This is a genomic window from Streptomyces marokkonensis (assembly GCF_039539045.1).
In the GTDB taxonomy this organism is placed as follows: Bacteria; Actinomycetota; Actinomycetes; order Streptomycetales; family Streptomycetaceae; genus Streptomyces; species Streptomyces marokkonensis.
Genome location: NZ_BAABCQ010000148.1, coordinates 1 through 19,649, shown reverse-complemented (window position 1 = coordinate 19,649; position 19,649 = coordinate 1). Strand labels below are relative to the sequence as shown.

General features: G+C 72.6%; 18 protein-coding genes and 3 pseudogenes. 10 read left to right on the top strand and 11 right to left on the bottom strand.

All coding sequences use genetic code 11. The features are described from left to right. From ABEA26_RS28120 to ABEA26_RS28105, 4 genes and pseudogenes are all read left to right on the top strand, one after another. The coding region (locus ABEA26_RS28120; protein WP_345596160.1) for an RNA-guided endonuclease TnpB family protein at window positions 1-606 on the top strand (606 nt) is incomplete at its 5' end. Window positions 607-623: 17 nt separating this feature from the next. Continuing rightward, window positions 624-797 (top strand): annotated as a pseudogene (locus ABEA26_RS28115) (DUF1684 domain-containing protein); the annotation flags it as partial. A 204-nt stretch (window positions 798-1,001) separates the two neighbouring features. Then, window positions 1,002-1,907: a S1 family peptidase gene (locus ABEA26_RS28110; protein WP_345596159.1), complete on the top strand. Its 906-nt coding sequence runs from the start codon at window positions 1,002-1,004 to the stop codon at window positions 1,905-1,907. A 446-nt stretch (window positions 1,908-2,353) separates the two neighbouring features. After that, window positions 2,354-3,436 carry a S1 family peptidase gene (locus ABEA26_RS28105; RefSeq protein ID WP_345596158.1) on the top strand — a complete coding sequence of 361 codons (1,083 nt, stop codon included), beginning with the start codon at window positions 2,354-2,356 and terminating at the stop codon, window positions 3,434-3,436. A gap of 123 nt (window positions 3,437-3,559) precedes the next feature. Here the strand turns inward: ABEA26_RS28105 and ABEA26_RS28100 are convergent, their stop codons facing one another. Next, window positions 3,560-4,618, bottom strand: a complete 1,059-nt coding sequence (locus ABEA26_RS28100) for a DUF3533 domain-containing protein (protein WP_345596157.1) — start codon at window positions 4,616-4,618, stop codon at window positions 3,560-3,562. 152 nt (window positions 4,619-4,770) lie between these two features. On the opposite strand from ABEA26_RS28100, the gene ABEA26_RS28095 reads away from it, so the two are divergent. Then, entirely contained in the window at window positions 4,771-8,301 is a 3,531-nt protein-coding gene (locus ABEA26_RS28095) for a DNA polymerase III subunit alpha (RefSeq protein WP_345596156.1), read from the top strand. Continuing rightward, entirely contained in the window at window positions 8,298-9,266 is a 969-nt protein-coding gene (locus ABEA26_RS28090; RefSeq protein ID WP_345596154.1) for a DNA polymerase Y family protein, read from the top strand. Before ABEA26_RS28095 ends, ABEA26_RS28090 begins: the two co-directional genes overlap by 4 nt. A 12-nt stretch (window positions 9,267-9,278) precedes the next feature. Here the strand turns inward: ABEA26_RS28090 and ABEA26_RS28085 are convergent, their stop codons facing one another. Continuing rightward, window positions 9,279-9,653, bottom strand: a complete 375-nt coding sequence (locus ABEA26_RS28085) for a cupin domain-containing protein (RefSeq protein ID WP_345596153.1) — start codon at window positions 9,651-9,653, stop codon at window positions 9,279-9,281. A gap of 100 nt (window positions 9,654-9,753) precedes the next feature. On the opposite strand from ABEA26_RS28085, the gene ABEA26_RS28080 reads away from it, so the two are divergent. Further along, window positions 9,754-10,200, top strand: a complete 447-nt coding sequence (locus ABEA26_RS28080) for a MarR family winged helix-turn-helix transcriptional regulator (protein ID WP_345596152.1) — start codon at window positions 9,754-9,756, stop codon at window positions 10,198-10,200. Between the two features lie 105 nt (window positions 10,201-10,305). Here the strand turns inward: ABEA26_RS28080 and ABEA26_RS28075 are convergent, their stop codons facing one another. Continuing rightward, the gene (locus ABEA26_RS28075) at window positions 10,306-11,403 is read right to left on the bottom strand and encodes a lytic polysaccharide monooxygenase auxiliary activity family 9 protein (protein WP_345596151.1); all 1,098 of its coding nucleotides are present in this window, start codon (window positions 11,401-11,403) and stop codon (window positions 10,306-10,308) included. Window positions 11,404-11,600: 197 nt separating this feature from the next. On the opposite strand from ABEA26_RS28075, the pseudogene ABEA26_RS28070 reads away from it, so the two are divergent. Beyond that, window positions 11,601-12,097 (top strand): annotated as a pseudogene (locus ABEA26_RS28070) (GNAT family N-acetyltransferase). A 14-nt stretch (window positions 12,098-12,111) separates the two neighbouring features. Here the strand turns inward: ABEA26_RS28070 and ABEA26_RS28065 are convergent. Then, entirely contained in the window at window positions 12,112-12,246 is a 135-nt protein-coding gene (locus tag ABEA26_RS28065) for a hypothetical protein (protein WP_345596150.1), read from the bottom strand. Between the two features lie 152 nt (window positions 12,247-12,398). Between ABEA26_RS28065 and ABEA26_RS28060 the strand changes: the two are divergent. Continuing rightward, window positions 12,399-12,649, top strand: a pseudogene (locus ABEA26_RS28060) (class I SAM-dependent methyltransferase); the annotation flags it as partial. A 64-nt stretch (window positions 12,650-12,713) separates the two neighbouring features. On the opposite strand, the gene ABEA26_RS28055 reads toward ABEA26_RS28060, so the two are convergent. Together ABEA26_RS28055 and ABEA26_RS28050 are read right to left on the bottom strand one after the other, a co-directional pair. Further along, window positions 12,714-13,223 (bottom strand): ribonuclease FAU-1 family protein, encoded by a 510-nt coding sequence (locus ABEA26_RS28055; protein WP_345596149.1) that lies wholly within the window; start codon window positions 13,221-13,223, stop codon window positions 12,714-12,716. After that, window positions 13,204-14,133 carry a GNAT family N-acetyltransferase gene (locus ABEA26_RS28050; RefSeq protein WP_345596148.1) on the bottom strand — a complete coding sequence of 310 codons (930 nt, stop codon included), beginning with the start codon at window positions 14,131-14,133 and terminating at the stop codon, window positions 13,204-13,206. Before ABEA26_RS28050 ends, ABEA26_RS28055 begins: the two co-directional genes overlap by 20 nt. Window positions 14,134-14,204: 71 nt before the next feature. Between ABEA26_RS28050 and ABEA26_RS28045 the strand changes: the two genes are divergently transcribed. Continuing rightward, window positions 14,205-14,573: a GntR family transcriptional regulator gene (locus ABEA26_RS28045; RefSeq protein WP_345596147.1), complete on the top strand. Its 369-nt coding sequence runs from the start codon at window positions 14,205-14,207 to the stop codon at window positions 14,571-14,573. 150 nt (window positions 14,574-14,723) lie between these two features. Here the strand turns inward: ABEA26_RS28045 and ABEA26_RS28040 are convergent, their stop codons facing one another. From ABEA26_RS28040 to ABEA26_RS28020, 5 genes are all read right to left on the bottom strand, one after another. Beyond that, entirely contained in the window at window positions 14,724-15,488 is a 765-nt protein-coding gene (locus tag ABEA26_RS28040; protein WP_345596146.1) for a DUF72 domain-containing protein, read from the bottom strand. 44 nt (window positions 15,489-15,532) lie between these two features. Beyond that, a complete protein-coding gene (locus ABEA26_RS28035; protein WP_345596145.1) occupies window positions 15,533-16,627 on the bottom strand; it encodes a DUF5925 domain-containing protein in 1,095 nt (364 codons plus the stop codon). A gap of 115 nt (window positions 16,628-16,742) precedes the next feature. Then, window positions 16,743-17,558 carry a polysaccharide deacetylase family protein gene (locus ABEA26_RS28030; RefSeq protein WP_345596144.1) on the bottom strand — a complete coding sequence of 272 codons (816 nt, stop codon included), beginning with the start codon at window positions 17,556-17,558 and terminating at the stop codon, window positions 16,743-16,745. After that, window positions 17,551-18,552 carry a glycosyltransferase family 2 protein gene (locus tag ABEA26_RS28025; protein WP_345596143.1) on the bottom strand — a complete coding sequence of 334 codons (1,002 nt, stop codon included), beginning with the start codon at window positions 18,550-18,552 and terminating at the stop codon, window positions 17,551-17,553. The genes ABEA26_RS28030 and ABEA26_RS28025 overlap by 8 nt, the downstream gene beginning before the upstream one ends. After that, window positions 18,549-19,436 carry a glycosyltransferase family 2 protein gene (locus ABEA26_RS28020; protein ID WP_345596142.1) on the bottom strand — a complete coding sequence of 296 codons (888 nt, stop codon included), beginning with the start codon at window positions 19,434-19,436 and terminating at the stop codon, window positions 18,549-18,551. The genes ABEA26_RS28025 and ABEA26_RS28020 overlap by 4 nt, the downstream gene beginning before the upstream one ends. Window positions 19,437-19,649 lie beyond the last annotated feature (213 nt).

Below are 19,649 nucleotides of genomic sequence, written 5' to 3'. Positions count from 1 at the left end.
CGGGCGGAGAAGAAGCTCAAGCGTCTTCAGCGGGAGCTGTCCCGTAAGGCCAAGGGATCGAAGAACCGCGCCAAGGCCCGCCTCAAGGTCGCACGCCGGCACGCCAAAGTGGCGGACCGGCGCCGGGACTGGCACCACAAGGCATCCACACAGATCATCCGCGACAACCAAGCGGTGTACGTGGAAGACCTCGCGGTGTCCGGCCTCGGCCGCACCCGGCTCGCCAAGTCCGTGCGCGACGCGGGATGGTCCGCGTTCGTCGGCATGCTGGAATACAAGGCGGCTCTGCACGGCCGCGCCTTCGCCAAGGTGGACCGGGCCTTCCCCTCCTCGCAGCTCTGCTCGGCCTGCGGATTCCGGGACGGCCCCAAACCCCTCCACATCCGGGAGTGGACGTGCGGCGCGTGCGGCACCGTGCACGACCGAGACCACAACGCAGCCCGCAATATCCTCTTCGAAGGACGCCGCATCGTCGCCGCCGGACGGGCGGAGACACCAAACGCCTGTGGAGCGCCGATAAGACGGGCACCCGTGCCCGCACAGCGCGGTGAAGCAGGAAGCCCCCGGAAGGGTCAGACGACCCAGGCCGGAATCCCTGGACTTTAGGCCAGGGAGCACGTCAACGCTTCCGGTTCCTGCGCCCGGCCGCGCGGGACGCGGAGGGCCGTACGGTGGTCGACTTCAACCGCGCGCTGCTGCCGCCGTGCGCGTTCGCCGACCACTTCGTCTGCCCCTTCCCGCCGCCGGGGAACACCCTGGACGCCCGGATCGAGGCAGGGGAGCGCGAACCGCGCTGAGGTCCGCCGGGGGTCGGTGAAAGTCGTTCAAAGGTTGACGGCCGAAAGGCACCCTTGCGCCGACCGGTCGTTCGGCCGAATACTCCAACCTCAGCGCTTGTCAGGGTCACGACGCATCCGGAACCCGGACGTCCATCCCTGGCTGCGCCTCACGGGCCCCACCCCACAAGAGGGCCCCCGACTTCCTTTGTGGAGGAACGAAAAGTGAGGATCAAGCGCACCACCCCCCGCAGCGGCATCACGAGACGGACCCGGCTGATCGCCGTTTCCTCCGGACTCGTGGCCGCGGCCGCGATCGCGATCCCCAGCGCGAACGCAGCGCCCACCCCGGCCACCTTCAGCGCCGCCGAGCTCAACAGCGCCAGCGGCGCGGTACTCAAGGCCGACGTCCCGGGCACCGCCTGGGCCGTCGACAGCAAGACCGACCGGGTGCTTCTCACGGTCGACAGCACGGTCTCCCAGGCCGAGATCGCGAAGATCAAGGAGCAGGCCGGCGACAAGGCCGACGCCCTCACGATCAAGCGCACCCCCGGCACGTTCAACAAGCTCATCCAGGGCGGCGACGCCATCTACTCGAACAGCGGGCGGTGCTCCCTCGGCTTCAACGTCCGCAGCAGCAGCGGCACCCAGTACTTCCTGACCGCCGGTCACTGCACCGACGGCGCGGGCACCTGGTACTCCAACTCCGGGCGCACCTCGGTCATCGGCTCGACGGCCGGCTCCAGCTTCCCGGGCAACGACTACGGCATCGTGCGGTACTCGGGGTCGGTCAGCAGGCCCGGCACCGCGAACGGCGTGGACATCACCCGCGCGGCCACCCCGAGCGTGGGCACCACCGTCCTCCGTGACGGTTCCACCACCGGCACGCACAGCGGCCGGGTCACCGCCCTGAACGCCACCGTCAACTACGGCGGCGGCGACGTCGTCGGCGGGCTGATCCAGACCACGGTCTGCGCCGAGCCCGGCGACTCCGGCGGCTCGCTCTACGGCAGCAACGGCACCGCGTACGGTCTGACCTCCGGCGGCAGCGGCAACTGCTGGTCCGGCGGTACGACGTTCTTCCAGCCGGTCACGGAGGCCCTGAACGCCTACGGCGTCAGCGTCTACTGAGCGACCGTTCACCGAAGCGCAGCCAGCGGCACGACGAGCCCCCGTACACCGGCCGGTGTGCGGGGGTTCCCCCTTGCCCGGGTCGGAGGGGGAGGGGTCGGGGGTCGGGAGGCCGAGGGGTGGAGGGGGTGAGAGGCCACCACCGCGTGTAGACGCACACTCGGAGACCTGGACGCAAGAGCGGATTTCAGACAGGGGCAAGTCGGTTCGGCCGGTCGCCGGTTACTCACTCGTAGCGTTTGCTGGAGTGTTCGCTCCGCGAATCCTGCTGGAAGGGACATGAATGGTGAAGGGCGTGTGTGCACGCTGAACTTGTCGTGCGCACGTCCTGAAGTCGACCTTGTGTGCCCCCTGTGGGCTTGGGAGAGTTGGCGCTCGTCAACCAGCCTTCCGGCCCGTGAGGTCCCCACAACCTCCCGGGCCGACCCCCCACAGGAGGACGCGAGTTGAAGCACCGACGCATACCCAGGCGGCGTGCCGCGGTAGTAGGTGCGGGAATCACCGCACTGGTCGCCGCGGGAGTCACCTTCCAGACTGCGAACGCCAGCGAGGCCCCGCAGACCACCGCGCCCGAGACCCTCTCGGTCACGGCGGCCGGAAAGCTCGCCTCCACGTTGCTCGGCGACCTCGGCACCGACGCGGCGGGCACGTACTACGACGCGCAGGCGAAGAGCCTCGTGGTCAACGTGCTCGGCGAGGACGCCGCACAGACCGTCGAGGAGGCCGGCGCCGAGGCGAGAGTCGTCGAGCACTCGCTCGACGAGCTGAAGAGCGCGCGCACCACCCTCACCGAGGACGCCACCATCCCGGGCACCTCCTGGGCGACCGACCCGACCACCAACAAGGTCGTCGTCACCGCCGACCGCACGGTCTCCGAGGCCGAGTGGGCCAAGCTGACCAAGGTGGTCGACGGGCTGGGCGCCAAGGCCGAGCTCAAGCGGACCAAGGGTGAGTACAGGCCCTTCGTCGCGGGCGGTGACGCCATCACCGGAAACGGCGGGCGCTGCTCCCTCGGCTTCAACGTGACCAAGGGCGGCGAGCCGTACTTCGTCACCGCCGGGCACTGCACCGAGGGAATCACGAGCTGGTCGGACTCCTCCGGGAACGTGATCGGCGAGAACGAGGTGTCCAGCTTCCCGGACGACGACTACGGCCTGGTCAAGTACACCGCCGAGGTGGACCACCCGAGCGAGGTCAACCTGTACGACGGCTCCTCGCAGGCCATCTCGGGTGCCACCGACGCCACCGTCGGCATGGAGGTGACCCGCAGCGGATCCACCACCCAGGTGCACTCCGGCACGGTCACCGGCCTGGACGCCACCGTGAACTACGGCAACGGCGACATCGTCAACGGCCTGATCCAGACCGACGTCTGCGCCGAGCCCGGCGACAGCGGCGGCTCGCTCTTCTCGGGCGACCAGGCGGTCGGCCTCACCTCCGGCGGCAGCGGCGACTGCACCTCGGGCGGCGAGACCTTCTTCCAGCCGGTGACGGAGGCCCTGTCGGCCACCGGTACGCAGATCGGCTGAGCGCACACACACCGCAGGCAGAAGTCCCGTCCCGCGCGCGAGGGGCGGGACTTCCGCGTGTGTACGGCGAGGGGCTTTCGCGTGTGTGCGGCGCGGCGTGGTGCTCCCGCGTGGGTCGCCGGGTCAGCCGGCCCGGGTGGGCAGTTCCGCCTCCTGCCGCCTGAGGCGCAGCACGGACGCCAGCACCGTGATCACCGTCCCCGCGACCGCCCACGCCCACAGCACCAGCAGGGGGACCGTCGTGTCGTTGCCCTTGAAGTAGGCGATCGAACGGGCCGCCCAGGTGCCCGCGCCCGGCGGCAGCCACGGGCCGATCTCCTTCCAGAACGGCGGCAGCATCGGCAGTGGGAAGGCGCCGCCCGCGCTCGGGTTGCCCGCGACCACCACCAGCAGGATCGCCAGCCCGATGCCGACGATCCCGAAGAGGCCCTGCAGGGCGAGCGTGGCGGCGCCCACCGCGAAGGTGATCAGTGCGCCGAGCCCCCACAGATCCACCACGCTGCCGGGCAGCGCGCCGAGGATCGGCCCGACGATCACCGCGCCGCCGAGTCCGCCGACGATCGACACCAGGGCCATCACGATCAGCCGGATCGCCGCGCGGTGCGGGTTGGCGGGCCGGGCGCCGGTGCTGATCGCCAGGATCGAGGCGCACAGATAGCCGCCGACGCACCAGCCCACGACCAGGTAGAACGACGACAGCCCGTCGAAGTCGTGGGCCGAGGCCGGGGCCACGTCGACGGTCCGCACCGTGCGGCCCTCGGCCCGTTCCACCTTGGTGACGAGGCTTTCCAAGGTGGTGGCGAGGACGGTGCCGCCGCCGGAGGCGACCAGCAGGGTGTCGGTGGGGCCGGAGGGGTCGAGGACCAGGGCGCCGTCGATCTCCCGGTCCTCGATCTGCTGCCGGGCGTTCGCCGCGTCGGCCACCGTGCGCGGGTCCAGTGGCGACCCGGGCAGCCGCTCCAGCCTGCTCACCATCTGCTCGGCCGCTGCCGGGGGCGCGACCACCCCGAAGGGCACGTCCTTCGGCTTCGGGTCGTGCAGCGCGCCCACGTAGGAGGCGATGAACAGCAGCTGGAGCGCGATCACGCCGAGCACGAGCAGAGTGGCCCGCGGGGTGACGGCGTCCCTCACCTCGTCGCGGAAGGAGACGCTCCGGGTGCCGGTGCCTGGGGTGTGCGACATGTCCCCACGGTCCGGGCCGGAGGGTGTTTGCGCAGGTGGGGCGGGTCCGAACGGATGTCGCACACCTATTCGAAAATTGGTCTATGGTGGGGGTGAGGCAGTTGGGAACAGGTGTTCGATAGAGCGTCGGTTCATGAGTTCGGGAGGTGCGTGTGCCGGGTTTCACGCATCTGCACACCGTCTCCGGGTTCTCCGCCCGCTACGGCGCCTCCCACCCGGAGCGGCTGGCCGAGCGCGCCGCCGAGCGGGGTATGGACGCCCTCGCCCTCACCGACCGCGACACTCTCGCGGGCACGGTCCGCTTCGCCAAGGCCTGCGCGAAGGCGGGCATCCGTCCGCTGTTCGGCGCCGAGCTGGCGGTGGCCGCCCCCGAGCCCGAAGGGGACCGCACCGAGACCTCCGTACGCCGGGACCGGCGCCGCGCCCCCGTGCGCGGCGGCGCCTTCGTCGACGAGTCGGCCCCCCGGGTGACCTTCCTCGCCCGGGACGGCGCCCGCGGCTGGGCCGATCTGTGCCGCCTCGTCTCCGCCGCCCACACCGTGACGGACACTCCCCTGCTGCCCTGGGCCGACAACCACGCCGACGGCCTGACCGTCCTGCTCGGACCCGACTCCGACGTCGGCCGCGCCCTCACCGCCGGCCGTCCCGACCGCGCGGCCCGGCTCCTCGCCCCCTGGCGGGAGGTCTACGGCGACGCCCTGCGCCTGGAGGCCGTCTGGCACGGTCGTGAAGGGACCGGCCCCGGCTCCCTGCGCCTGGCGGCCCGTACCGTCGGCTTCGCCGCCGAGCAGGGCGTCCGGCCGGTGCTCGCCAACGCCGTCCGCTACGCCGACCCCGGCCAGGGTCAGGTCGCCGACGTACTGGACGCCGCCCGCCGCCTCGTCCCCATCGACGCCACCAAGGAGCTGGACTCCGGTGAGGCCTGGCTCAAGGGCGCGGACGCCATGCGGCACGCCGCCGAGCGCGTCGTGGAGGCCGCGGGCTTCCGGCGCGAGGTGGCCCACCGCCTGCTGGAGCAGACCCGGGCGACGGCCGCCGAGTGCCTGGTCGATCCCGAGGACGACCTCGGCATGGGCGCCGTCCACTTCCCCGAACCGCACCTCGTGGGCGCCGGCCGTCGCACCGCCCAGCGCGCGCTCGCCTCCCGGGCGGCGGCGGGCATGGTGCGGCGCGGCTACGACCGTTCCCCCGGCGCGCGGCGCCACTGGGAGCGGATGCACCACGAGCTGGACATCATCGCCCACCACGGCTTCGCCTCGTACTTCCTCACCGTTGCCCAAGTGGTGGACGACGTACGGGACATGGGCATCCGGGTCGCCGCGCGCGGCTCCGGCGCCGGCTCGCTCGTCAACCACCTCCTCGGCATCGCGCACGCCGACCCGGTCGAGCACGGGCTGCTGATGGAACGCTTCCTGTCCAGGGAGCGGGTCGTGCTGCCCGACATCGACATCGACGTGGAGTCCGCGCGCCGCCTGGAGGTCTACCGCGCGATCATCGGCCGCTTCGGCACCGAGCGGGTCGCCACGGTCGCCATGCCGGAGACGTACCGGGTGCGCCACGCCATCCGCGACGTCGGCGCCGCCCTGTCCATGGACCCGGCCGAGATCGACCGCGTCGCCAAGTCCTTCCCGCACATCCGCGCCCGCGACGCCCGCGCGGCTCTCGAGGAGCTGCCCGAGCTGAGGGAGCTGGCGGGGGAGAAGGAGAGGTACGGGAAGCTGTGGGAGCTGGTGGAGGGCCTCGACGCCCTCCCGCGCGGCGTCGCCATGCACCCCTGCGGAGTGCTCCTCTCCGACGCCTCCCTGCTCTCCCGTACGCCGGTCATGCCGACCAGCGGCGAGGGCTTCCCCATGGCGCAGTTCGACAAGGACGACGTCGAGGATCTCGGGCTGCTCAAGCTGGACGTGCTCGGCGTGCGGATGCAGTCGGCGATGGCGTACGCGGTCACCGAGGTGAAGCGGGCGACGGGCACCGAGATCGACCTGGACGCGGTGCCGGACGGCGATCCGGCGACGTACCGGCTGATCCGCTCCGCCGAGACGCTGGGCTGCTTCCAGATCGAGTCGCCGGGGCAGCGGGACCTGGTCGGCAGGCTCCAGCCGGCCGGCTTCCACGATCTCGTCGTCGACATCTCGCTCTTCCGGCCCGGCCCGGTCGCCGCCGACATGGTGCGGCCGTTCATCGAGGCCCGGCACGGGCGGGCACCGGTGCGTTATCCGCACGACGATTTGTCGGAGCCCCTGGAAAGCACGTACGGGGTCGTCGTCTTCCACGAGCAGATCATCGACATCGTGGACATCATGACCGGCTGCGGGCGCGGTGAGGCGGACCGGGTGCGGCGCGGGTTGTCCGACCCGGAGTCGCAGGGGCGGATCAAGGTGTGGTTCGCGCAGCACGCGACGGCGAACGGATATGACGCGGAAACGATTCAGCGGACCTGGGAGATCGTCGAGGCCTTCGGTTCGTACGGCTTCTGCAAGGCGCACGCCGTCGCCTTCGCCGTGCCGACGTACCAGTCGGCGTGGCTGAAGGCGCACCACCCGGCCGCCTTCTACGCGGGTCTGCTCACCCACGACCCCGGCATGTATCCCAAGCGGCTGCTGCTGGCGGACGCGCGGCGGCGCGGGGTGCCGATACTGCCGTTGGACGTGAACAAGTCGGGGGTCGCACACAGGATCGAACTGATGTCTGAATCGCGGGTGTGGGGGCTCCGATTGGCCCTCCGTGACGTGCACGGCATCAGCGAGGCCGAGGCGGAGCGGATCGCCGACGGGCAGCCGTACGCCTCCCTGCTCGACTTCTGGGAACGGGCCCGCCCCAGCAGGCCGCTGGCCGGACGGCTCGCCCAGGTCGGCGCGCTGGACGCGTTCGGCGCCAACCGCCGCGACCTGCAACTGCACCTGACCGAGCTGCATCGCGGCGCCCGGGCCGGACGCGGCGACCAGCTCCCCCTGTCCGGCGGACGGAAGACCGCCCCGGCCGGACTTCCCGACCTCACCTCGGCGGAGAAACTCAGCGCCGAACTGGGCGTGCTCTCCATGGACGCCTCGCGCAACCTGATGGACGACCACCGCATCTTCCTGAACGAGCTGGGCGTCATGTCGGCCAAGCGGCTGCGCGACGCCCGGCACGGGGAGACGGTGCTGGTCGCGGGCGCCAAGGCGGCCACCCAGACACCGCCGATCCGCTCCGGCCGGCGGGTCATCTTCTCCACCCTGGACGACGGCACAGGCCTGGTCGACCTCGCCTTCTTCGACGACTCCCACGACGCCTGCGCGCACACCGTCTTCCACTCCTGGCTGCTGCTGGTGCGCGGGGTGGTGCAGCGGCGCGGCCCGCGCAGCCTCAGCGTGGTCGGCTCCGCCGTCTGGAACCTCGCCGACCTGCTGGAGGTGCGCCGGGAGGAGGGGCTGGAGGGCGTCGCGGCCCGGTTGGCCGGAACGGGCGGAACGGGCGGGCCCTCGGGTGACGGTCCCGGCGACGGCCCGGCGCGCACACGCCTGGCCGGTTCGGACGGGCAGCCCGCGCCGACGGGTTCCGCGGCCCGGGACCCGATGGAACAGCGGCGCATCCGCATGTCCACGGGGTACGAGATGCACCCATGGGCCGACCTGCGCCCCGCGGGCGAAGGGCCCGCGGTGGGAAGGAAGTTGTGGCACCAGAGTCCGGGGAGTGCGGGATGACCATTCTCTGCGTACGTTTCCAGCTGCCGCCGATGTACGAGGCGGCCCTGCCCCAGCTGCTGGGGCTGCTGGAGGAGTTCACGCCGGTCGTCGAGGCGTTGCCGCCGGACGGGGCGCTGGCCGACCTGCGCGGCGCCGAGCGGTACTTCGGGCGCGACGCCGTGGAACTGGCCTCGGTGATCCGCGTCCGCTCCCTCGCGCTGTACGGCGTCGACTGCGTGACCGGCGCCGGACCGGGCCCGATGCTGGCCCGCATGGCCCTGCGGGACGCCCGGCCGGGGCTGACCCGCGCGGTGCCCGAGGGTGAGGTGCGGGAGTTCCTCGCCGACAAACCCGTCGCCGCACTGCCCGGCGTCGGCACCGCGACCGCCCGCACCCTGTGCGAGTACGGTCTCGACACCCTCGGCCGGGTCGCCGCCGCGCCCCTGTCCACGCTCCAGCGGCTGGTCGGCGCCAAGGCGGGCCGCGAACTGCGCGAGAAGGCGGGGGGCGTCGACCGCGGCCGGGTCGTACCCAACGGCGTCTCACGGTCCCTGGCCACCGAACGCCCCTTCACCCGCGACGAACTCGACCCCGGCCGGCACCGCCGCGCCCTGCTCTCGGCCGCCGGGGAACTGGGCTCCCGGCTGCGCGCCGTGGACAAGGTCTGCCGCACCCTCACCCTCACCGTGCGCTACGCCGACCGCTCCGCGACCACCCGAAGCCGCACCCTGAAGGAGCCGACCGCGCACTCGGCGGCGCTGACCCGGACCGCGTACGACATGTACGAGGCGCTCGGCCTCCAGCGTGCCCGGGTCCGCTCGGTCGCTCTGCGGGCCGAGGGCCTCGCCCCCGCCGAGCAGGCCTCCCACCAGCTCACCTTCGACCCCGTGGACGAGAAGGTCCGCCGGATCGAGGAGGTCGCGGACCGCGCGCGGGCGAAGTTCGGGCCGAGGGCGGTGATGCCGGGGTCGCTGGCGGCGTGAGGCCCCCGCGGGTCAGTTGGCCCACGGGGGAGTGAGCCGGGTGCCGTCGGCCAGCTCCGCCTGAAGGCCGACGGACGTGGTGACCCAGGAGGTCGCGGTCCGGTCGGTCGGGTTCTCGACGGCGAGGGTCGCCCCCGGATTGATGATCACCGTGTCGCCCGCGGTGACGCGCTCGGTGCGGCCGTCGAGGGTGATCAGCAGTTCGCCGGTGAGCAGGTGGAAGATCTCCTCCCGGTCGACGCTGTGCGCGGGCGCCTTCGTGCCCGCCGGGATCTCGCCCCGCCAGGCGCACAGCTCCTTGCTGCCGGTGCGGGGAGTGGCGTACGAGACGAAACGGGCGCCGTGGATCTCGTGGGTGACGGCTTCGGACGAGCGGACGACGGGCATGGCGGACTCCTGCCGGTGTATTGGTCAACCAACTTGACTACTTTGCCGGTCCTCATGGTCAAGCTGCTTGACCGATGCGTCAAGGGTGTTTCAATGCCCCGTGCAGAATTCCGACGCCATGGCCCTGTCCGCCGCCCTGCTTGCCGCCGCCGGAGGGCTCACGCAGCGCATCCACGAGGGTGTCGTCGCCCGCGGCTTCGAAGGAGTACGGCCCGCGCACGGCTTCGCCTTCGTCCGGCTGGCCCCGGACGGTGCGACGGTCACCGACCTCGCCACGCACCTCGGGATGACCAAGCAGGCCGCCAGTCAGCTCGTCGACGAGCTGGTCCGCAAGGGGTACGTCGAACGCCGGCCGCACCCCGGCGACGCGCGGGCCCGGCTGGTCGTACTGACCGAGTCGGGGTGGGCCTGCACGCGGGCCGCGGAGGAGGCGGCGGCGGAGGCCGTGCGCGCGTGGGTCGACGTGCTGGGCGAGAGCGAGGTCCGCGCGCTGCGTGACCGACTGCTGCGTGTGGCGCCCGGCGGGCGGATACGGCCCGCCTGGTGACCTCCCGTCACCCGACGTCATCGACCGGCGGGCGCCCGGGCACGCCGAACGGGGTCTGCCCGGCCTGAGCCGCCGGACAGACCCCGCCTTCCCCCGCGTCGTGGGTCAGCCGCTGTGCCGGCCACCGGTCGTCGCCCGCCGGCGCACCGACGCGAACAGGACGGCCGCACCGACCGCCAGGGCGGCGGCGCCACCGACGGCGATGTAGGGCGTGGTGCTGTCCCCGCCGGTCTCGGCGAGGTTCTCGGTGCCCGCGCCGGCGGCCTTGACCTGGTTGGGCTCGCCGGAACCGGCGGCCTCGGCGACGGTGTCCGCGGCCGCGTCCGGCGCCTCCTCGGGGGCGGCCGGATCCGTCGGGTCCGTCGTCGTCTCGGCGTCCTGGTCGCCGTGGCCGTGGTGCTCGATCGTCGACTTGTCGGCCGCGGCCGCGATCTGCTCCTCGGACGGCGCGGAGGCCTCGGGGGCCGGGGCGGCACCGTCCGCGCTGTCCCCACTCGCCGTGTCCCCGCTCGCCGTGTCCCCGCTCGCCGTGTCGCCGTCCGCCGCATCGCTGTTGGCGCCGCCGAAGGAGATGTCGGAGCAGGAGTAGAACGCCTCCGGGCTGTCCGAGCGCTGCCACACCGCGTACAGCAGGTGCTTGCCGGAACGCTCGGGGAGCGTGCCGGAGAAGGTGTAGAAGCCACCCGAGGCGGCCGGGTCGGTGACCGTCGCCACCGGCGCGGACAGGTCCAGGTCGCCCCAGCCCAGCGGTCCCGCCGGGTCGTAACCCGGCTTGGTGATGTACACCTTGAAGGTGCCCACGTGCGGGGCCGTCACGCGGTACTTGAAGGTGTACGAGCCGCTGCTCACGCTGGTCGCGGGCCAGTCGGCGCGGGCCAGGTCCATGCCCTTGAAGGCCGGGTCGTTGGCGCTGCACAGCTTGCCGTCCGGGATCAGCTCCTGGTGCTTTCCGGCGGCGTTGCCGATGCGGATGCCGTTCCAGTCGTAGAGCGCCTGGGTGCCGCCGGCGGCGACCGCCGCCTTGCACGCGTCGGACTTCGGGTTCTCGGGGCCCTCGGCGTGGCACTGCGACACCCGGCTGACCGGGTCGCCCATCGAACCGTGGGCGGACGCGGGGGCGGCGGCCAGCGTGGTCAGGGCGAGCGGGGCGAGGCCGGCGACGGCGACGGCGGCGACCTTGCGGGACGCGGATGGTGCGGGCATGGGGAACTCCTCGAACGGTCACTGGGAACGTGGGGGCTTGCGCGGGCTCGGGCCCGGAACCCGTGGGGGTGATCAGCAAGCTAGCCCCCACGAACCGCGAAATCGCCTGCCGGCGAGGGGCGATGGAGATCCTTATGGTCGCGTTAAGGGAGTGCTCAGGCTGCGCTGAGGTAGCTACCGTTCGCGGCATGGCACCGATGCGAGAAGAGCGGATCCGGCAGGCGGTCAACGCCGACCTGCCCGCGGTGAGGGCCGTCACCGACGCCGCCTACCGCCCCTACGCCGAGCGCATCGGGGTGGTGCCGCAGCCCATGGAGGCGGATCACGCGGCGAACGTGGCCGCGGGGAAGGTCTTCGTCACGGGGCCGCAGGCATCCGGGGCGTCACGGGCGAGCCCGCCCGGGGCGTCGCGGGCCTCGTGGTCCTGGAGGCGTACGCGGACCATCTCTTCCTCGACAGCATCGCCGTCCACCCCGACGTGCACGGCAGGGGCGTGGGGCGGCGGATGCCGCGCTTCGTGGACGCACACGCGCGTGCACTGGGCCTGCCCGAGGTGAGGCTCTACACCAACGCGATGATGTGGGAGAACCAGGACCTCTACCCCAGGTACGGGTATGAGGTCGTGGAACGCCGGGTGGACGGGCCCCACGACCGCGTCCACTACCGTAAGCGGCTGCTCAGAGGCGTCTCATGAGACGACCGGGCCCCTCAGCCTTCCGGCCACCACGTGCGCGCGATGTCCTTGCGGACCTCCGGACGCCCCGCCGGGCGCTCGTCGGCCTCCTCGCGGACTCGGCGGGCGTCGGCCTTCTTCAGGGGCTTCTGCACGGTCAGACGGCGCATGGCTGCCTCCTTACGGATCCACCGGGTTCCGCGTTCTCACGGAGGTAGACCCATTCCCCGAGACTTACTCATCGATGCGTGACTGTCAGTGGCGGTTGTCACGATCCGGCGTCCCGATCCCGTTGTCAGTGGCGGATGTCACTCTTGGCGGCATGGCGAACGACAGTGACGAGACGACCGCGCCGGGTGTCGACGGGGACCCGGCGGTCGCGGCGTTCGACGACGAGCGGACCACGGTCCGCGCGACGCCGACGTGCGCCGGGCCTGGGCCGCCCGCCTGGAATCCTGGCTGCCCGCACGGGCCGGCGAAGTCCTCGACCCGGGCTGCGGCACCGGCAGTCCGTCGCTCCTCGCGGCCGAGCAGGGACACCGCGTCACCGGCGTCGACCGGTCACCGCCGCTGTGGGGGAGGGAGACGGCGGACTGGAGGCACGCGGTGGTCGCGACGCCCGGACGAACCGGGCGCGCTATTCCAGCAGGTCCGTGAAGTCGTCCCCGCGGGCCAGCCGTTCCAGCCCGTCCAACGCGGCCACGGCGGCGGCAGCGGCCTCGGGATCCCGCTCGGCCAGACCGCTCTCGGCGAACTCGTCCTCGTCCAGCCGCCGTACGTCCGTGCCGTCCGCGGAGCGCCACAGGTCCAGGTCGAGATCCTCCACGACCAGTTCCGTGCCGGTCAGCACGGCGGGGCGGGTGATGTCGCAGTACCAGCCCTTCAGCGCGCCCGTGCCGGTGCGCACCTCCTTCACGGCGTACCACCTGTCGCGCCAGTAGTACTCGGTGAAGACGTCGCCCGCCTCGAAGCGGACGAAGCCGAAGTCGCGGACGCCGGCACCGGCCCAGGGGGCGCGGACTGCGAGGCGGGTGCCGTCGTCGTGCAGCAGCTCGCTCGAGTACCGGATCTTCGTACGGCCCGCCTTGACCAGGACGACGTCGACGACGTCCACCCCGCCCGTCGTCTCAGCCGAGTTCGCGGACATGACGCACCTCCGTGGCGCAGATCTCGTACCCGAGCCACTTGTTGACGGCGAGCATCGGACCGTTGTCGGTGTCGTTGCCGGTGAACGCCTCCGTGTACCCGGCGGCGCGGGCCCGGTGCAGGGAGTCGGTCTTGGTGAGCTTGGCGAGTCCCCGGCCGCGGTGGGTGCGGACGGTGCCGGTCATCGCGGACGAGTAGCGTATGCCGCCGTCGGTGTAGGCGACGCTGAAGGCGATGGGGCGGCCGTCGACGACAGCGACCGAGGTCAGTTCACGGTTGAGCAGCGGGTGCCGCCAGGTCTCCGCGAGCCAGGCCTCGTAGTCCGTGAACTCGACGTCGACGTCGCTGGGTTCGTCGGCCAGCGTCTCCGCGTCCAGCTCGAACATCGGGCGGGGATCGTCGGCGAAGTCGGCGGCGGTGCGCAGTTCGACACCCGGGGGAGGGGACGGCGGGGGTGGGAGCGTGCCGTTCGCCAGGTCCAGGCGGAGGAAGTGGGCGGAGCGCCGCCGCTCGTAGCCGTGCCGCTCGGCGAAGGCCAGGTTGGCGGGCCCGTCCAGCACCCAGGCGAACAGCTTCGTCGCCCCCTCGGTGGCCAGGTACTCCTCGGCCGTACGCACCAGCAGCCCGCCGGCGCCGCGTCGGAGCCTGTCCGGGTGGACGTAGACGTTGAGGTACGCCTGGCCGGGTTCGGGGCTGTCGTGGACCAGTCCGATCTGCGCCGTGCCGATCGTCTCGCCGTCCTCCTCCGCGACGAGGGAACGGCTCCTGGAGTCCGGGTGGGTGTGGACGAGGCGGTGGACGACGCCCTCGGGCGTCCACAGGATGAACGGCACGGCGAGATGGCGGACGTGCGCGAAGGCCGCGACATCGGCCGGATCATCAGGACGCAGATCGCGTACGAGAACGGTCATGTGGGCGCACGCTACGGCGGGCGGGCGGTCGGCTGCCTCTCATTTTCCGGGGGATGCGCGACAATCGCTGCGTGACCTTGAAGATCGACATCGACGACGGTGCCCCGCCCTACGAGCAGGTGCGCGCGCAGATCTCCGAACAGGCGCGGTCGGGGGCGCTGCCGGTCGGGTACCGGCTGCCGACCGTGCGCGGGCTGGCCGAGTCCCTGGGGCTCGCCGCGAACACGGTCGCCAAGGCGTACCGGGCCCTGGAGGGGGACGGGGTGATCGAGACACGGGGGCGCAACGGAACGTTCGTCGCCGCCGCGGGGTCGGCGGCGGAGCGGGAGTTGGCGTCCGCCGCACAGGGTTATGCCGAGCGGGCACGGCGGCTCGGGATCGCGGAGGCGGACGCGCTGGGCGCGGTGCGGGAGGCCCTGCGGGCGGCTTACGGGGATTGAACGCCGTTCTGTGCGGGGACTGAGCGCCGTTCTGTGCGGGGACTGAGCGCCGTTCTGTGCGGGGGCTGAACGCCGTTCTGGTGGGGGCCGAGGGCCGTCCGTGGGTGCGCTGGGGCCGGTCGCGCCCTCGAGGCGGAGCCGCGCGATGTCTCAGCCCCGCGCCCCTCGGGGGGTGCGGGTGACCGTCGGTCGCACTGCTCGCGCCAGCCCGGCGAACGTCGCCGCGTCCCGGACGGCCGCCGCGTTCGGGTCGTTGTTGAAGTACGCGTGGACGTCCTGCTGAGGCCAGGTGTCCTGGATGCGCTGGACCCACGTCGCCAGCGACCGGCGTCCGTAGTGCGGCCAGGGGGCGGCGCGGCCCTGGTGGAAGCGGACGTAGCCCCAGTCGGTGGTGCGCCACAGTGGGGTGACCGGGCGGGCCCGGACGTCGGCCCAGCACAGTGCCGCGCCCCGCGAGGTGAGGACCTCCCGTACCTCGGGCGTCCACCAGGACTCGTGCCGGGGCTCCACCGCGACCCGGGTGCCGGGCGGGAAGCAGGCGAGGCAGGCGTCCAGGAGGCCCGCGTCGCCCCGCAGCGTGGGCGGCAGTTGCAGCAGGACCGGGCCGAGGCGGTCGCCCAGGCCGGCCGCGTGGGTCATCAGGCGGTCGACCGGCTCCTCGGGGTCCCGCAGGCGCTTGATGTGGGTGAGGTAGCGGCTCGCCTTGACGGCGACCACGAAGTCCGCCGGCACCCGCTCGCGCCATGCCTCGAACGTTTCCCGCGCGGGCAGCCGGTAGAAGGCGTTGTTGATCTCGACCGTCGCGAAAGCGGCCGCGTACCGTTCCAGCCACAGCCGGACGGGCAGACCGGGCGGGTACAGGACGTCCCGCCAGTCCCGGTACTGCCAGCCCGACGTGCCGACGAACAGGCTCATACCCCCATCAAAACACGCCCCGTCGAAACACCCGGCCGTCCTCGCTACAGGTAGAGGCCGGCCTCCGCCCCGGCCCGCGGCTCCGGCAGCGCGGTGGGCGAGGTGCCCCGGCGCAGCGCGTACAGCTCCGCCAGCGTCGCGCCCTCCCGGCCCACTCCCTCCTCGGTGCCCAGCCAGTCCACCGCCTCCCGGCGGGTCAGCGCGCCGACCTCGATGCGGGCCAGGCAGCGGCCGGGACGGACGACGGCGGGGTGGAGGCGCTCCAGGTCCTCGTTGGTGGTCACCCCCACCAGGACGTTGCGGCCCTGGCCGAGTAGTCCGTCGGTCAGGTTCAGCAGCCGCGAGAGCGCCTGGCCGGCGGTGTGCTTGGCCTCGCCGCGGATCAGCTCGTCGCAGTCCTCCAGCAACAGCAGCCGCCAGCGGCCCTTGCCCGCCGAGTCCTCCTCGCCGATGGCGATGTCCATCAGATAGCCGACGTCGGAGAAGAGCCGCTCCGGGTCCAGCACGCAGTCCACCTGGCACCAGTCCCGCCAGGACCGGGCGAGGGTGCGCAGCGCCGACGTCTTGCCGGTGCCGGGCGGCCCGTGCAGGAGCAGCAGTCGGCCCGCGATGTCCTCGGGCGTCGTCTTCATCAGGCGGTCCATCGCGTCCGCGACCGGCGCCGTGTAGTTGGCCCGGACCTCGTCCCAGGTGCCCGCGGAGATCTGCCGGGTGGTGCGGTGCGGACCGCGGCGCGGGGAGACGTACCAGAAGCCCATCGTGACGTTCTCCGGCTGTGGTTCGGGCTCGTCCGCCGCGCCGTCCGTCGCGTCGGCGAGCACCTTCTCGGCCAGGTCGGAGCTGGTCGCCGTCACGGTGACGTCGGCGCCCCGGTTCCAGCGCGAGACCAGCAGCGTCCAGCCGTCGCCCTCCGCCAGCGTCGCGCTGCGGTCGTCGTCGCGGGCGAGGCGCAGCACGCGGGCGCCGGGCGGCAGCAGGGTCGCCCCGGACCTCACGCGGTCGATGTTCGCGGCGTGCGCGAAGGGCTGCTCGCCCGTCGCGAAACGGCCGAGGAACAGCGCGTCGACGACATCGGACGGGGAGTCGCTGTCGTCGACGTTGAGCCGGATCGGCAGGGTGTCGTGCGGGTTCACGGACATGCCGCCATGATCCGGCACCCGGCCGCCGCGTGCACCCGGTTTCCCGGGCACGCGCGGGCCACCCGGCCCACCCGGCGCGCAAGGCACGGGGTCGAAGCGGCCGGTGGCCGGCGGTTCAGGCACCGGCACCCAGCACCCGCCCCCGCAGCTGACGGGCCCTGCGCAGTGCGGCGTACCCCTTGGTGAGGGCCCGGTCCCGGGCGAAGGTACGGGCGATCGCGCGGCCCTCGACGAGCCGGGCGAACTCGTCGGGCCCCGTGCCGCGGCGCACGGTGACCCGCCGCAGGGCGTACGGCCCCTGGGCGCGGCGAGCCAGGCCGTTGCCGACGGCGAGCGCCTGCGCGTACCCCGTCTCGCGCACCGCCCGCCGCACCCGGCGGTCGGAGTACCCGTAGGGGTAGGCGAACGAGGCCGGTACGGCGCCCACTTGGTCGGCGACGATCTCCTTGCAGTGGATCAGCTCGTACCGCAGCCGCTCCTCGGCGAGCTGGTCGAGCTGCGGATGGGTGTGGCTGTGCCCGCCGATCTCCACGCCGGCGGCGGCCAGTTCGCGGACCTGGTCCCAGTCGAGCATGGTGTCCAGGGCGCCCCCGGTGTCGTACGGGCCGCGCAGCCAGCCGGTCGAGACGAACAGGGTGGCCGGAAAGCCGTGCCGCGCGAGGGCGGGCAGGGCGTGCCGGTGCACGCCCTCGTAGCCGTCGTCGAAGGTGATGAGGACGGGCCGCTTCGGCAGCGGGCGCCCGGAGCGCCAGGCGGCGGCCAGCTCCGCCGTGCCGATCGGGGTGAGTCCCCGGTCGGCGATCACGGCCATCTGCTCGGCGAACGCCGCCGGGGTCACCGACAGGTCGCGGGTCGCGTCGTTCGGTTCGGCCGCGACGGCGTGGTACATGAGGGCCGGCACGCGCGTGTCCGCGTCGTCCGACTCAGTCATGCGCGCCCCCTTCGACGGGCGCCACGGAGAAGGTGGCGCCGCCCCGCCGAGCCCGCAGACTCCCCACCGCGTAGCCGCCCGCCGCCGTGAGTACCCCGGCGACGATCGCTCCCGCCCGGCCCGCGCCGCCCGGCCGGGCCAGCACGGCGTCGCGCAGTCCGCGCACCACGCCGGCCGGCAGGACGCGGGTGGCGTACCGGCGTTCGGACTCGAGGCCCTTGTCCGCGCCGACGCTGCGCGCCACCAGGGCTTTGGAGAGTCCCTCGGCGTAGGTGCGGGTACGGAAGTAGCCGAAGTGCTCGCGCACCTCGGGCACCCGGTGGTGGATCACCGCCCGGTCGTCGATCAGCAGTACGGCGTCGGGCCGGGCGCGGGTGAGCCGGATGCACAGCTCGGTCTCCTCGCAGCCCAGCGGTCGCTTGTCGCCGTCCCGCCCGATACCGGTGGCGAAGCCGCCCGCCGCGTCGAACGCCTCGCGCCGGAAGGAGGCGTTGCCGCCCAGCACGTTGCGCACCCGGACCCGGCCGGGCGGCAGGCCCCGGTACGTGCAGCCCACCACCCAGTCGAACTCCTCCGGGAACCAGTCGGGCCGGCGTCCGGACGCCCAGATCGGCACCGTGCGCCCGCCGACGGCGACGACCGCCGGGTCGGCGTACCCCTCGGCGAAGTGCCGCAGCCAGTCGCGCTCGGCCACGGCGTCGTCGTCGAGGAAGGCGATCACCTCCCCGCGCGAGGCGGCGATGCCGGTGTTGCGGCCGGCGGACAGGCCGCGGGGGCCCGCGTTGGCGAGCACTCGCACCTCCCGCGTCTCCTTGTACTCCTTCAGCAGCCGGTCCCTCAGCGCCTGGTTGTGGTCGACGACCAGCAGGGTCTCCCGGGCCTGGTGGGACTGCGCCCGCACCGAGGAAACCGCCGCGAGGATGTCCTCCCAGCGGTCCTCGGTGTAGACGCAGATCACGACGGAGATCGTGGGCGAGGCGTCGGAACCGATCAAGACGCCTTCCTCCGGACCGGGACGGCCGGGGCGGCCGGGGCGACCGGGCCCGCCGGGCCCACCGAGGCCAGTGTCGGCGCGTGCGTACGGCTGCGCAGCGCACGCCGGTTGGAGCGCTCGTCGAGGATCACTCTGAGCACCCGCAACCCGTCCCGCACGGCACGCAGGTTGCTGACGCCGTGGATGCGCAGGTACTCGTGGCTGGGTATCTCCTGGACCTTCAGGCCGGCCTTGACGACCCGGATGTTCATCAGGGTCTCGACCTCGAAGCCGGTGCAGTCGAGGTCGATCTTGTCCAGGCAGTGCCGCCAGAAGGCGTTGTAGCCGTAGCACAGGTCGGTGTAGCGGGCGCCGAACTTCTGGTTGACCACCGCGCACAGGGCGCGGTTGCCGAGCTTGCGGATGAAGGTCATGTCGTCGGTGCCGCCGCCGTTGGCGAAGCGCGAGCCCTTGGCGAAGTCCGCGCCCGAGACGAGGGCGGAGACATACGACACGATCTCCTGGCCGTCGGCCGAGCCGTCGGCGTCGACCATCACGATGATGTCCCCGGTGCACGCCTTGAAGCCGGTGATCAGCGCGTCGCCCTTGCCCTTGCCGCGCTGCTCGACGACCTTGACGTCCGGCCACAGCTCCCGGGCGACCTCGACGGTGCCGTCGGTGGAGTTGCCGTCCACCAGGACCACCTCGTGGACCCAGTCGGGCAGTGTCTTGAAGACGTAGGGAAGGTTCTCCGCCTCGTTCATGGCGGGTATCACCACGCTCACCGGCGGTGCTATCGCCAGATGCGAGGAGACGGGCCGGTACTTCCCGGCGGGTGACGGATCGGAAGACGGCTCGCGCGACGGCTCGTTGCCCGTCGACGCCGGCTGCAGGACTGAGCTCATGAGTCTGGTCCCTCTCGTCCGGCGGACCGCCCGCCCCAGGGGCGGTCCGGCTCTGTATCCGGTTCGAAAGGGGGGTTCTCACCCACGGCGCGACGGCATGCGTCTTTGTGCGTGCCAGGTGAGCTGGCGAAGCCTGTCGGCGCCGGAAAGAAACGGCAGCCGACTGCGCGGCACGGCCCGGTCACCGGTGCGGTCACCGAGCACGGCACCCCC

Bases quoted from the DNA above. Each gene is read 5' to 3' on its own strand.
- ABEA26_RS28100 (WP_345596157.1), bottom strand. From the start codon at position 4,618: ATGTCGCACACCCCAGGCACCGGCACCCGGAGCGTCTCCTTCCGCGAC.
- ABEA26_RS28090 (WP_345596154.1), top strand. From the start codon at position 8,298: ATGACCATTCTCTGCGTACGTTTCCAGCTGCCGCCGATGTACGAGGCG.
- ABEA26_RS28085 (WP_345596153.1), bottom strand. From the start codon at position 9,653: ATGCCCGTCGTCCGCTCGTCCGAAGCCGTCACCCACGAGATCCACGGC.
- ABEA26_RS28075 (WP_345596151.1), bottom strand. From the start codon at position 11,403: ATGCCCGCACCATCCGCGTCCCGCAAGGTCGCCGCCGTCGCCGTCGCC.
- ABEA26_RS28065 (WP_345596150.1), bottom strand. From the start codon at position 12,246: ATGCGCCGTCTGACCGTGCAGAAGCCCCTGAAGAAGGCCGACGCCCGC.
- ABEA26_RS28055 (WP_345596149.1), bottom strand. From the start codon at position 13,223: ATGTCCGCGAACTCGGCTGAGACGACGGGCGGGGTGGACGTCGTCGAC.
- ABEA26_RS28050 (WP_345596148.1), bottom strand. From the start codon at position 14,133: ATGACCGTTCTCGTACGCGATCTGCGTCCTGATGATCCGGCCGATGTC.
- ABEA26_RS28040 (WP_345596146.1), bottom strand. From the start codon at position 15,488: ATGAGCCTGTTCGTCGGCACGTCGGGCTGGCAGTACCGGGACTGGCGG.
- ABEA26_RS28035 (WP_345596145.1), bottom strand. From the start codon at position 16,627: ATGTCCGTGAACCCGCACGACACCCTGCCGATCCGGCTCAACGTCGAC.
- ABEA26_RS28030 (WP_345596144.1), bottom strand. From the start codon at position 17,558: ATGACTGAGTCGGACGACGCGGACACGCGCGTGCCGGCCCTCATGTAC.
- ABEA26_RS28020 (WP_345596142.1), bottom strand. From the start codon at position 19,436: ATGAGCTCAGTCCTGCAGCCGGCGTCGACGGGCAACGAGCCGTCGCGC.